This window comes from Pseudomonas sp. ITEM 17296 (assembly GCF_028895205.1).
Lineage (GTDB): Bacteria > Pseudomonadota > Gammaproteobacteria > Pseudomonadales > Pseudomonadaceae > Aquipseudomonas > Aquipseudomonas kermanshahensis.
In genome coordinates this window covers 128984-142538 of the sequence record NZ_WJRS01000001.1, presented here as the reverse complement: position 1 = coordinate 142538, position 13555 = coordinate 128984, and the positions used below count along the sequence as shown (strand labels likewise).

The following is a 13555-nucleotide window of genomic DNA, read 5'->3' as shown; positions in this document are numbered from 1 at the left end:
TCAATCGAACGGGATGATGCCGCGCGCCTGTTCCAGGGTGAGTTTGCCTCTATGCACCCGCTGGGTTGAGCCTTCCTCGCGCCCACTCATGCGACGCTGGCTCCAGGTTTTCAAATGGCCCAAGGTGAAGTCACGCGCCAGCGCATCGGCGGCAGGCATGTGGAAGTGCGCGGCCCACAACGGCCGGCCTGATGCGGCACCCGGCTGCGCCAGACGCATGATCTTGTACTCGTCGAAGGTGCTGCCATTGGCCATGACCTTACGCGGGAAGTCGTACTCGACCTTGATCAGCTTCTGTTCATGCAGGAAAAGTAACGCTGCGGCGCTGGGGTAGCGCGTGTCGGTGTACAGCATGGTCAGCTTGAGGTTTTTTTGCGACCGCATATTGTCCGAGGCAACCTCCAGTTGCCTTATGAGGGTGGCGTTAGCGCCCTCCCTGCCCAATAACGTCGCCGCCTGCCCGAGCTTGTCTATCTGAAGATCGAACAGGCGCGCAAGCAGCGTTGCTTTAAGGTCATTCAGCACGTATTCGTCGGCCTTCAGGAGAAGCTGTTCGTTCTCGACCAGCAGCGCCTGCACCCGAAACGCCGTATCAGTTTCGGCAATCTCGGGTTCGGCCGGCGCTGGCGCACGGCTTCGCTCATGCCATTGGCCGTCCCTCCAGTCAAAGGTGGCCAACACCGAGTTATTGAACGGATCACGCACCTGATACACCGTCTGACCATCGGCATCGAGCTCTTTCTTGCCGATCAGTATCTGCCCTTCCCCGTTACGCACCGCCCGCTGCGGCTCGCCTGAGATGATGTAGGGCAAGCGCGCGTCAGGCGCACGGGCACCCTCCTGCTCCTTGATCAACGCGACCAACCGACTCCCTGCATCACGCTTGAGCTTCTCCAACTCCGTCCGGTAGCGGTCCAGCATCAAAGCGTCGATCAACGCCCCACCCGTTTCGCGAATTCGCAAGCTGTTGACCAGCGCAGCTGCGTATTCGTCCCATGCCTCCTGCAAGATGGTGATACGGTCCTCGAGCGGCAGGTTGGCGAAGTCGAGCTCACCATGGGCACCCCCCGCGTTACGCAATGACAGCCCCGACAGCTCCTCCCGGAATACATTGATTTTGCGCTGACCATCGATGCTATCCAGGTGTAAAGCCAAATCGGCAAGGTTCAACACCTGATGGAAGCGGAACTGAACCGTGCTGAACGTACGCTTGGCAATAAATGCATCAACGGTGAGGCTTTGCGGTTCGGGGGCATTGCTGATGATCACCTCCCCTGGCACATCGACCAATAGCTCGTCGAGATGTTCGAATGCAGCCAGCATGCGATCCTGAAACGCCACGACGCCTTCGAGCTGGCGGCGATAAGCCTTATACGCTTCAAGCACCTGTTGCACAGGCCGCCCATGAAGGCGCTGTTGCATACTGGTCAGCTCCTGGTAATCCGCCAATTCCCAGAGCTCATTGAAGATGAAATCGCTGTTGCGGATCAGGCTGAGCTGAACCTCACGCCGCTGCTCTGTCAGACCTGCCTCCACACCCGGTAGCCGTTCGCGGGCATATTTGGGTTCAAACATGGTATTGATCGTGCGAAGAATCTCCTGGCAGTCCCGAACGATCCCTTCAACCAGCTCAACCGCTTCATTGCGCTTGCTAGGGATTTGCGCGTTCCATTTGGCTTGACGCGTTTCGTACGTGGTAATTATTTCCCTGGACGCGGCCTGCTCCCTGGCTGTGACGGCCACCGTCAGCCTGCCTCGCTCCCTTTCCAGTAGCGCCTCCAGCCTTGTGACTTTTTCTCCCAAATCCGTGATGCTGGCGCCGACCTGGGTAAAGCGCTGCGACGCAGCTGTGACCTGTTCATTAAGTTTCACAACAGTAGTGTGGTACTTGCGGAAGCTATCGGCGAGGTTCTTGCGTGTACTCTGCTTCATCCCACCTAAAAGACGAAGCGAACCGTCGACACGCCAAACGCCTTGTGCATGGCTCAACCATGGGCCGTAGCCACCCTTGCCATCGACCACCCGCACACTGCCGTCGACCACTTCCACCCGATAAGCATCGGCGTCCATGGCCGCGTACAGGCGCCCGTCGACCTGATACAGCCCTGCTGCCTCACCCGTGACCTGCAATGCCGAGTCGGGTAGCAATACACCCGTACGCAGGGTGCGAAGCGCCTGCCGCTGCTCAGGCGCAAGCCAGTTGAATCCTTGATTGCCGCGCCACGAGAAATCCAATTGGCGTTGCGGCAGCGCTGCCAACTCACCGATTGCCGCTGCCCTTCCGCCAAAGGGGGCCACCGAGACCTCGGTAAAAGCCCCTCGCTGTGGGGCGGGCCCATCGAACGCTGAAACGTCGGGTGCTGTACCGGCCGTTCCAGGGTGCGAAGCCGGTTGCCGCGCATGCAGCAATACCATGCTCAAGTTCAGCAACAGATCTGAAACGGCGGCGGGCCGGTCGAACTCGCCGCCCTGCTCAAGCGCCAGCAGGTCATTCTCCAAAGAGCTGATCAGTTGCACCAGCCACGCCACGCTGGCCACCGGGCCACGCAGCGCCAACGACACCACATCGAACAGCAGCCAAGCGCCTTGGGACAGGGTTGCCCACCGCCGCTCGGCATTCGAGGTGGATTGCATACCCGCTAGTTCGATAAGCAGATCACGGTTGGCGTTGTACAACTTTTCATCGATAGCGGTGGCCCAGAACACCGGCTCGATGACGGGCGGCTCAGGGCGCTCGGGTAAACTGGACGGGTCAATGCCAATGCTGGTGATGTGCGGCTCAAGGAACCCGCCATGGTCGTAAATATGGCGGACCTGCGGGTTCAGCCAGTCCAAAATGCTCGCTTGCAGTAGCGTGGACTCTTGGATGTGAGCGAGCAATGCCGCCAGGGTTGAATATTCACGAAGGGTGTCCTGCAGGTATATAGGCCGGTACAGCAACACCAGCTCAGGCTTGGCACAGAACAGCACATACATGCCGCGAACGAGGTCCTGTTGGCGGGAATGCGGCTGGCGTCGCAAGGTCAGCGGCATCAGCGTCATGCGGGGTGTTTGCGGGTCGAAATGGCCTGCACAAAAATCAATGACGCATTGCAGCCCAGCTTCCGTGATCTTGCCATCGAGCTTGGCGCCCAATGCGCTGAAGCGCAGGGCATCGCGCCACTCTCGGCAGAACCGCTTGATGCGCTGCGCACGTTGCAACGGGTCATCAAGCAGACGTGCGACGTAGGCGGGATAGTTTCCACCCACATCGATCTGGCTCACCAAGCGATTGGCGGCATTGGCATCCAGCCATGCCGGTGCAGCGGTACCATCAGCGCGCCGTATGCGACGGATAGAGGCGCCACTGAGCGTTCCGAGGTTGCCAATGGCGAACTCGGTCAGGGTCTTGCTGCCTTCGAACGCAACCGGCTCGCCACCGCCTGCGCCCGTGCCTGCACCTCCCGGAATACCCAGCGCGACGAAGAACTCGATCAGCAGGTCATCCGGGGAGATAGCCTGCGCGTGAGCGGTTTGCATCTGTTCAGTCAACCGCTGGCGGGTGTAATCATTGAGGCTCAGGATGCCGTCCATGGCGCCAACCCCTTCCGCGTCGAGCTGATCGACCGCCAGCTGCAACAGACCCGCACGGAAGGCCACGCTATCGCTGCCAGAGCTGGTCCACAACGCCGGCGGGGTCTTGACCGCGGGGGTATCGTCCGGGTAGCTGTCGAACCACTGCGCGGGGTCACTGATCTGGGCGAACAGTTGCTCCAGCGCGGCGACATCTTTCAGGCGGCGGTAGCTCACCCTGTCCACCTGAGTGAACAGCGTTTCCAGCAACGCCGACACCTGCTGTGCGAATACATTGCCCTCAACCGGATAAAGCTGCCAGGACATGGCATCGAAGCTGTAGCGCTGCGCCAGATCATCACGCAGGGCCAAGGCGAAAGCGGCCAGCGAGGCAAAGCCGCGCACCTCGCCAGACGGCGCGCACCAGAGCACCACCTGCCGCTCATCCCACTCACCTGTCACCAGCAAATGGCTAAGCAATTGTTCCGATTCACGCAAACCCTGGGTTAGTTGAACCTGCACGAAGCTCGCCGTGGGCTGGTCGGCACCGCCGCGGATCAGGCCGCGAATGCAGGCCTGCTCCTGGGCATCCAAGCCTTGCAAGGGCAGGCCGCGCAACAGGGCCGTGCTCAACAGCAACTGCAGCCAATGATCACGGCTTGCACCGGTACTCCCGGCACTCGCCCAAAAGCCGAGCTGCGCCTCGCAAAAAAGCTGCGGCAGTTGCTCGATCAGGTCATTGAGCGGTTCGCTCAGGCCGCTGAGCTGGCGGGTGTCGAAGGCGCTGTGGGAGCCGGCGAACCGGTAGGGTTCGAGCACACCTAGATTGTAATGGCGGCCCTCGACAGGCTCTAGGTCGAGAAACCGCGACTCGAGCATGGCCTGCAGTACACAGTCCACCAGTGGCTGAGTGGACCAGTAGGGCGTGGAAGGGTCGGGACTATCCAGCATGAGCGCATCGGCTGACGGCAATGCAGGCTGCACATAGGCCAGCCATGGCAGCTCTGTCCGCAATAATGTGAGCAGTTGGTCGCTGACGACCTGGCGTAGCGTGGGACGGGCGGCGAACTGCCGGGCAGCGGCTCGCTTGAAATCGAATGTCGATGCGTCCGAGGGGGTCATACGAAGGCACTCCAGGTAAATGAGCTGGAAGCCTGTCGCGCAAGCTCTGCCACCTGGTGCTACTTATTGCATGGCAAAAAAAGGTTCTTCACGTGATGTTGGGGAAGTGTGGCTGCCAAGTGCTTGGCTTGGGTTTTGTGGTGGTGCGCAAATCGAGCGCCGCCCGCGCGGCGCTTCGCAGCACAAGGCTGCTCCTACATCTGTTTCGGGCCAGTTACGCCTGTACCTACGCGCGCGACCGCCTTGTTTGTTCCGCACGATATCGAGGTGGACGCCAAAGGGCCGCGCGCCTCTGCCTCAGGTATAATTGGCCCGAAACAGATGTAGGAGCAGCCTTGTGCTGCGAAGCGCCGCGCGGGCGGCGCTCGATCTCAAAGGCGCATAAGATCCAGCGACAAGCACAACCAAAAAAAAGCCCTGCTGTTCAGCAGGGCCCTTTTCACAACGATCAGCTGTACACACGCCCCAGCAGCTGGCGATGGCTCTCGAACTGGTCGAGCACATCACGCACGATTTGCTCCGGCGCGAAGCCCATCAGGTCGTACTCCTGGCTGCCATCGTGCAGGTACACCTCGGCGCGGTAGAAGCGCTGTTGCACTTCCGGCTCGCCCTCGACTGGCGCCTCGCTTGGCGCGGCCAGGTAGCCGTCCAGGCTCACTTCATAGACGAAGGGGTTGCCCTCATCCATCATTACCCGCAGGCCCATCATGTTGCGCGACTGGCCCACACGGGTTTCAACCTCGAAGCCCAGGGTGCGCAACTGCTCGGCCGCTTCTTTCAGGGCCGGGCTGACCTGCTTGTCCATGAAGCGCTGCACCACGGCCTGGGTCGGCTGCAGTTCCAGCTGGGTCAGGCGCTCGCTGAAGCCGCGGCGGCCACGGGCGGCCAGTTCGGCACGCTCCTGCTCCACCGCAACGTCCTGCTTCATGGCTTTGTACAAGCCGAACATGAACAGCACCAGCACCACCGAGAACGGCAGGCCCGCCAGCACCACCATGGTCTGCATGGCTTCGAAGTTGCCAGCGAACAGCAGGCCGATGGTGACCAGGGTGATGATCACCGACCAGAACACCACCATCCAGTGCGGGGCATCTTCATCAACCTTGCCGCCTTTGCACGACAGGTTGGCCATCATCACCGCGCCGGAGTCAGCCGGGGTGAGGAACAGCACGAAGCCGACGAACACCGCCACACCGATCACGATCTTGGCGGCCGGGAAGTATTCCAGCAGCTGGTAGATCGACATCGACGGCTGCTCAAGGGCCGTCTTGCCCAGCTCCACGGCACCCTGGTTGATCACCAGGTCCAGCGCGGTGTTGCCGAAGATCGACAGCCAGGCCAGGGTGAAGCCCAGCGGGATCAGCAGCACGCCCATGACCAGCTGGCGCACGGTACGGCCCTTGGAGATACGGGCAATGAACATGCCGACGAACGGGCCCCAGGAAATCCACCAGGCCCAGTAGAACACGGTCCACAGGCCCAACCAGCGCTCGGACTTGCCCGCCTCGCCTTCGTAGACGTACAGGTCGAAGGTCTTCAGCACGATGCCATTGAGGTAGTCGCCAACGTTCTGCACGAAGCCATTGAGCAGGTGCAGGGTCTCGCCGCCCAGCAGCACGAAAATCAGCAGGCCGCTGAACAGGATGATGTTCAGGTTGGACAGACGGCGGATGCCGTTTTCCACGCCCGACACTGCGGCCACGGTAGCAACGCCGGCCATGACCAGGATGACCACCAGCAGGTTGGTCTTGCTGTGGTCCATGCCGAACAGGTACTCAAGGCCCGAAGACACCTGCATCGAGCCGATCCCCAGGTTGGTGACCAGGCCCAGCAGGGTGACGAACATGCCGAAGATGTCCACGGCATTGCCGGCAGCGCCCTTGACCCAACGCTCACCCACCAGCGGATACAGCGCCGAGCGCAGTGCCAGCGGCTGGTTGTGGCGGTAGGCGAAGTAACCCACGGCCAGGCCGACCAGGGCGTAGATCGCCCAGCCGTGCAGGCCCCAGTGCAGGAAGGTCAGCTGCAGGCCCTGGCGCGCGGCTTCGAGGCTGGCGGGCGTGCCTTCCGGTGGGTTGAAATAGTGGTCCAGCGGCTCGGAAGCGCCGAAGTACAGCAGCGAAATACCGATACCGGACGAGAACAGCATGCCGGCCCAAGCGCCGTAGCTGAAGTCGGGCTGGTCATCCTTGCCACCCAGCTTGAGCTTGCCGTAGTCGGAGAAGGCCAGGTAAACGACGAACATCAGGTATCCGCAGATCACCAGCATGTAGTACCAGCCGAAAGTGCGCGTCAGCCACTTCTGGGCCACGCCCAGCACTTGGCCTGCAGTTTCGGGTACAGCGATAAGCAAGGCAGTCAACGCAAGGATCAGCAGCGCCGAGGTGTAGAACACGACGCTATTGACCCGGACCCTCTCGGCGGGGGGTTTGGTAAGGGAGGCAGAACTCATTGCACGAATGCTCCGGGCAGTACGGCTGTGGAGGCTAATCAGTCTTTTCCCGAGCAATTGGTGGAATACCCCCACTGCGTCAGGTGTTATAAAAGCACCCTGGAAACCGTGATCCCGAATCGATACGTTGCAAAAAAACAGACAGGTGGTCTGCAAAAAACGCCGCATCCAACACCGTGGTGCGCACATTCGTCACAGAGCACCCTGCCCGCTCCAAGGGCCTGCCGCAGGTCGATGACCGTTCGGCAGAATCTGCATTTCGCATCGCACATGCCCGTCAACGCCTTGTATTCCGGGGGTTACGCGATTTCCTGGGGTGTCAATCCGTGCGCTCGAAACAGCCTGAAAAACTGTCAATGGCACAAATTGTCGCAGAGCTTATTCTTTATTGATTGAACGTTCAATCAAAACAAAATAGACTGGCCTTCGCCGAGTCAGCCGCTTGTCGTCTGCTTGTCAGGCCTGAGGAGAATGCAAGATGCCCAAGGTCGGTATGCAACCCATCCGCCGCCAGCAATTGATCGAAGCCACCCTGCTAGCGGTCGATCAGGTGGGGCTGGGAGATGCCAGCATTGCGCTCATTGCCCGTTTGGCCGGCGTGTCGAACGGCATCATCAGTCACTACTTTCGGGACAAGAACGGCCTGATTGCAGCGACGATGGGTTACATCATGAACATGCTCAACGAAGGCGTTGCAGCACGGCGCCAGGCACTGACGGACGACAGCCCGCGTGCCCACCTGAAAGTGATCATCGAGGGCAACTTCGATGCCAGCCAGGTGAACGGCCCGGCAATGAAAACCTGGTTGGCCTTCTGGGCGTCCAGCATGCACCAGCCCGATTTGCACAGGTTGCAGCGGATCAACGATCACCGCTTGTACTCCAACCTATGCTGTCAGTTCCGCCGCGTCCTGCCGCTTTACCATGCGCGCAAGGCAGCCCGCGGGCTGGCGGCCCTGATCGACGGCCTATGGCTGCGTGGCGCGTTGTCGGGAGATGCTTTCGACACCGACCAGGCGATACGAATCGCTTACGAATACATGGATCTACAACTGGCTAAACAGCAGTCCCTGGGCACAACCGACCAGGCTTCTGAACCACCGCGCACGGCCGTTGCCAACCCGGCAGGAGCGTGACGCGCTAGCCAACCACACACTGCACTTGCGAGGACACTATGGCCCGTTTCGGAACGCAAAAACTCTACATTGATGGTGGTTATGTCGACGCTGGCAGCGATGCCACCTTCGAGGCCATCAACCCGGCCAACGGCGAAGTCCTCGCGCACGTGCAACGTGCCACTCAGGCCGACGTCGAAAAAGCCGTCGAAAGCGCCGAGCGTGGCCAGAAAGTCTGGGCTGCGATGACCGCCATGCAGCGTTCGCGCATCCTGCGCCGCGCCGTCGACATCCTGCGCGAGCGCAACGATGAGCTGGCTCAGCTGGAAACCCTGGACACCGGCAAGTCGTACTCCGAAACCCGCTACGTCGACATCGTCACCGGCGCCGACGTGCTGGAGTACTACGCAGGCCTGGTACCGGCCATCGAAGGCGAGCAGATCCCGCTGCGTGAAAGCTCCTTCGTCTACACCCGCCGCGAGCCGCTGGGCGTGACTGTCGGTATCGGCGCGTGGAACTACCCGATCCAGATCGCCCTGTGGAAATCCGCCCCAGCCCTGGCCGCTGGCAACGCGATGATCTTCAAGCCGTCGGAAGTCACTTCGCTGACCACCCTGAAACTGGCTGAGATCTACACCGAAGCCGGCCTTCCTGATGGCGTGTTCAACGTGCTGACCGGCAGCGGCCGCGAAGTCGGTACCTGGCTGACCGAGCACCCGCGCATCGAAAAAGTCTCCTTCACCGGCGGCACCACCACCGGCAAGAAAGTCATGGCCAGCGCCTCGAGCTCCTCGCTCAAGGAAGTGACCATGGAACTGGGCGGCAAGTCGCCACTGATCATCTGCGCCGACGCCGACCTGGACAAGGCCGCCGACATCGCGATGATGGCCAACTTCTACAGCTCCGGCCAGGTGTGCACCAACGGCACCCGCGTGTTCATCCCTGCCGAGCTGAAAGCCGCCTTCGAAGCCAAGATCGCCGAGCGCGTTGCCCGCATCCGTGCCGGCAACCCGGAAGACGAAAACACCAACTTCGGCCCACTGGTCAGCTTCCAGCACATGGAAAGCGTGCTGGGTTACATCGCCAAGGGTAAAGAAGAAGGTGCCCGCGTACTGTGCGGTGGCGAGCGTCTGACCGAAGGTGACTTCGCCAAGGGTGCCTTCGTGGCCCCGACCGTGTTCACCGACTGCACCGACGACATGACCATCGTCAAGGAAGAAATCTTCGGCCCGGTGATGAGCATCCTCAGCTACGAGACCGAAGAAGAAGTCATCCGCCGCGCCAACGACACCGAATACGGCCTGGCCGCGGGCGTGTGCACCAACGACATCACCCGTGCCCACCGCATCATCCACAAGCTCGAAGCCGGCATCTGCTGGATCAACGCCTGGGGTGAATCGCCGGCCGAAATGCCGGTCGGTGGCTACAAGCAGTCGGGCGTTGGCCGTGAAAACGGTATCAGCTCGCTGGCTCAATACACGCGCATCAAGTCGGTCCAGGTCGAGCTGGGCGGCTACTCCTCGGTTTTCTAAACCGCGTGTAGTCACGCCCGTGCCAACGCGCACGGGCGTTCCCGCTCCCTGATCACCGCCAAACGAGGGTACTTAAATGTCCCAAGAATTCGATTACATCATCGTCGGCGCAGGTTCCGCCGGTAACACCCTGGCCACTCGCCTGACCGAAGACGCCAGCGTCACCGTACTGCTGCTGGAAGCCGGTGGCCCCGACTACCGCTTCGACTTCCGCACCCAGATGCCAGCCGCCCTGGCCTTCCCGCTGCAGGGCCGCCGCTACAACTGGGCCTACGAGACCGACCCAGAGCCGCACATGGATGGCCGCCGCATGGAATGTGGCCGCGGCAAGGGCCTGGGTGGCTCTTCGCTGATCAACGGCATGTGCTACATCCGCGGTAACGCCATGGACTTCGACGGCTGGGCAGAACTGCCAGGCCTGGAAGACTGGACCTACCTGGACTGCCTGCCGTACTTCCGCAAAGCGGAAACCCGCGACATCGGCCCTAACGACTACCACGGTGGCGAAGGCCCGGTCAGCGTCGCCACGCCCAAGGCTGGCAACAACCCGCTGTTCCACGCCATGGTCGAGGCCGGCGTGCAAGCCGGTTACCCGCGCACCGAAGACCTCAACGGCTACCAGCAGGAAGGCTTCGGCCCGATGGACCGTTCGGTGACCAAGAACGGCCGCCGTTCCAGCACCGCGCGCGGCTACCTGGACCAGGCCAAGAAGCGCCCGAACCTGACCATCGTCACCCATGCCCTGAGCGACCGCGTGCTGTTCGACGGCAAGCGTGCCGTGGGCGTGACCTACCTGGTCGGCGACAGCGAAGAGCGCGTCGAAGCCCGTGCTCGCAAGGAAGTCATCGTCAGCTCCGGCGCCATCGCTTCGCCGCAATTGCTGCAGCGCTCCGGCGTCGGCCCACGCGCCCTGCTGGAAAGCCTCGACATCCCGGTCGTGCATGACCTGCCGGGCGTTGGCGAAAACCTGCAGGACCACCTCGAGCTGTACCTGCAGTACGCGTGCACCCAGCCGGTGTCGCTGTACCCGTCGCTGCTGTGGTGGAACCAACCGGCCATCGGCGCCGAGTGGCTGTTCAATGGCACCGGCATCGGCGCCAGCAACCAGTTCGAGGCCGGTGGTTTCATCCGCACCCGCCCTGAATTCGAGTGGCCGAACATCCAGTACCACTTCCTGCCGGTCGCGATTAACTACAACGGCTCCAATGGCGTGAAGGAACATGGCTTCCAGGCGCACATGGGTTCGATGCGTTCGCCAAGCCGTGGGCGCATCCAGGCCAAGTCGAAAGACCCACGCCAGCACCCGAGCATCCTGTTCAACTACATGGCCACCGAGCAGGACTGGCAGGAATTCCGCGACGGCATCCGCCTGACCCGCGAAATCATGGCCCAGCCGGCGCTGGACCCGTACCGTGGTCGCGAGATCAGCCCGGGCGCCGACGTACAAACCGACGAGCAACTGGACAAGTTCATCCGCGAGCACGCCGAAACCGCCTTCCACCCGTCCTGCTCGTGCAAGATGGGCACCGACGACATGGCAGTGGTCGATGGTGAAGGCCGCGTGCATGGCATGCAGGGCCTGCGTGTGGTCGATGCGTCGATCATGCCGATCATCATCACGGGCAACCTCAACGCCACCACGATCATGATCGCCGAGAAAATCTCGGACAAGATCCGCAACCGCAAGCCACTGCCGCGCAGCACGGCCAAGTACTACGTGGCCAACGGTGCGCCGGTCAAAGGCAAGCCGATGCGTGAAGTGAAGCAAGGCTGATTGCTTTGCGGCCCATTCGCAGCACAAGGCTGCTCCTACCGGGGAACGCGCTCCCTTGTAGGAGCAGCCTTGCGCTGCGAAGAGGCCCACCCAGGCAACACAAAAGAAGGCACCCCTCGCGGTGCCTTTTTTTCATCTGCAGAAACGCTTTACATGCTGCCAATTCATCAGGTTAGAATCAGTTGGCACGCGACTTGCCAGTCAAGCCCCCTTCCCGCGATATCCCGGAGTACCTGCCTTTGGATGCCAGCACCATCAACAGCCTGTTTCTGATCGGCGCATTGCTGGTGGGTGCAAGTATCCTGGTCAGTTCGCTGTCCTCTCGCCTGGGCATCCCTATTCTGGTCATCATTCTCGCCGTCGGCATGGTCGCCGGCGTGGACGGTGGCGGCATCATCTTCAACAACTACCCGACCGCCTACCTGGTGGGCAACCTGGCACTGGCGGTGATCCTCCTCGACGGCGGCCTGCGCACCCGCGTGGCGAGCTTCCGCGTGGCGTTGTGGCCGGCGTTGTCGCTGGCCACGGTCGGGGTGATGATCACCACCGCCCTCACCGGCCTGGTAGCGGCGTGGCTGTTCAACTTGAGCCTGATCCAGGGCCTGCTGATCGGCGCCATCGTCGGCTCCACCGACGCCGCGGCGGTGTTCTCGCTGCTGGGCGGCAAGGGCTTGAACGAGCGGGTCACCGCTACGCTGGAGATCGAGTCGGGCAGCAACGACCCAATGGCAGTGTTCCTCACCGTCACCCTGATCGACATGATCGCCAGCGGCCAGACCGGCCTGCACTGGAGCCTGCTGACCCACCTGCTGCGCGAATTCGGCATCGGTGGCCTGCTGGGCCTGGGCGGCGGCTGGCTGATGCTGCAACTGGTCAACCGCATCAACCTGGCCGGTGGCCTGTACCCGATCCTGGTGGTGGCGGGCGGCCTGGTGGTGTTTTCGCTGACCAACGCCCTGCATGGCAGCGGCTTCCTCGCCGTGTACCTGTGCGGCCTGGTATTGGGCAACAAGCCGATCCGCAGCCGCCACGGCATCCTGCACATGCTCGACGGCATGGCCTGGCTGGCGCAGATCGGCATGTTCCTGGTGCTGGGCCTGCTGGTCACGCCGCATGACCTGCTGCCGATCGCCCTGCCGGCCCTGGGCCTGGCACTGTGGATGATCCTTATTGCACGCCCGCTGTCGGTGGTCGCCGCGCTGCTGCCGTTCAAGGCCTTCCATGGCCGCGAGAAGGGCTTTATTTCCTGGGTCGGCCTGCGCGGGGCGGTACCGATCATTCTGGCGGTGTTCCCGCTGATGGCCGGGCTGCCCGATGCGCAGCTGTTCTTCAACCTGGCGTTCTTCATCGTGCTGGTGTCGCTGCTGGTGCAGGGCACCAGCCTGCCGTGGATGGCCAAGCTGCTGAAGGTCACGGTGCCGCCAGACCCGGCGCCGATCTCCCGCTCGGCGCTGGAAGTGCACATCACCAGCGAGTGGGAGCTGTTCGTCTACCGCCTGGGCGCCGAAAAATGGTGCATCGGCGCGGCCCTGCGCGAGCTGAAGATGCCCGAAGGCACACGGATTGCCGCACTGTTCCGTGGCGAACAACTGCTGCACCCGTCGGGCAGTACGGTGCTTGAGGTGGGCGACATGCTCTGCGTGATCGGCCACGAACATAACCTGCCCGCGCTGGGCAAGCTGTTCAGCCAGGCGCCGCAACGTGGCCTGGACCTGCGTTTCTTCGGCGACTTCGTGCTCGAAGGCGATGCCGAACTGGGCGCCGTGGCCGCACTTTATGGCCTGAAACTCGACGGCCTGGACGCGAAAATGCCGCTGGCGCAGTTCATCCGACAGAAGGTCGGAGGCGCTCCAGTAGTAGGCGACCAGGTCGAATGGCATGGCACGATCTGGACCGTGGCGACCATGGACGGGAACAATGTCCAGAAAGTGGGCGTCAGATTCCCCGAAGGAACGCGACCCGGACCAGGATTGTTCCTCTAAACTCCGTTTCTGCCTGATCCACAATGT

7 protein-coding genes are annotated in these 13555 nt (G+C 61.9%); 5 read left to right on the top strand and 2 right to left on the bottom strand.

The window, feature by feature from the left end; genetic code table 11:
* Positions 1-3924, bottom strand: coding sequence for a dermonecrotic toxin domain-containing protein (locus tag GIB19_RS00620; protein ID WP_274882779.1), 3924 nt, complete (start codon positions 3922-3924; stop codon positions 1-3).
* A gap of 138 nt (positions 3925-4062) precedes the next feature.
* Between GIB19_RS00620 and GIB19_RS00615 the strand changes: the two genes are divergently transcribed.
* The gene (locus GIB19_RS00615) at positions 4063-4377 is read left to right on the top strand and encodes a hypothetical protein (protein ID WP_274882778.1); all 315 of its coding nucleotides are present in this window, start codon (positions 4063-4065) and stop codon (positions 4375-4377) included.
* A gap of 745 nt (positions 4378-5122) precedes the next feature.
* Here the strand turns inward: GIB19_RS00615 and GIB19_RS00610 are convergent.
* Positions 5123-7126: a BCCT family transporter gene (locus tag GIB19_RS00610; protein WP_446731365.1), complete on the bottom strand. Its 2004-nt coding sequence runs from the start codon at positions 7124-7126 to the stop codon at positions 5123-5125.
* Between the two features lie 478 nt (positions 7127-7604).
* Between GIB19_RS00610 and betI the strand changes: the two genes are divergently transcribed.
* The 4 genes from betI (at position 7605) to GIB19_RS00590 (ending at position 13528) form a co-directional block, all read left to right on the top strand.
* Positions 7605-8261 carry a transcriptional regulator BetI gene (gene betI / locus GIB19_RS00605; RefSeq protein ID WP_027592372.1) on the top strand — a complete coding sequence of 219 codons (657 nt, stop codon included), beginning with the start codon at positions 7605-7607 and terminating at the stop codon, positions 8259-8261.
* A 38-nt stretch (positions 8262-8299) separates the two neighbouring features.
* Entirely contained in the window at positions 8300-9772 is a 1473-nt protein-coding gene (gene betB, locus GIB19_RS00600) for a betaine-aldehyde dehydrogenase (RefSeq protein ID WP_027592371.1), read from the top strand.
* A 76-nt stretch (positions 9773-9848) separates the two neighbouring features.
* Entirely contained in the window at positions 9849-11546 is a 1698-nt protein-coding gene (gene betA / locus GIB19_RS00595; RefSeq protein ID WP_099430670.1) for a choline dehydrogenase, read from the top strand.
* Between the two features lie 239 nt (positions 11547-11785).
* Complete coding sequence (locus GIB19_RS00590) at positions 11786-13528, top strand: potassium/proton antiporter (RefSeq protein ID WP_027592369.1); 1743 nt, start codon at positions 11786-11788, stop codon at positions 13526-13528.
* Positions 13529-13555 lie beyond the last annotated feature (27 nt).

What these genes read in the sequence shown, in the direction of transcription:
- GIB19_RS00610 (WP_446731365.1), bottom strand. Translation starts at nt 7,126, where the DNA reads ATGAGTTCTGCCTCCCTTACCAAACCCCCCGCCGAGAGGGTCCGGGTC.
- betI (WP_027592372.1), top strand. Translation starts at nt 7,605, where the DNA reads ATGCCCAAGGTCGGTATGCAACCCATCCGCCGCCAGCAATTGATCGAA.
- betB (WP_027592371.1), top strand. Translation starts at nt 8,300, where the DNA reads ATGGCCCGTTTCGGAACGCAAAAACTCTACATTGATGGTGGTTATGTC.
- betA (WP_099430670.1), top strand. Translation starts at nt 9,849, where the DNA reads ATGTCCCAAGAATTCGATTACATCATCGTCGGCGCAGGTTCCGCCGGT.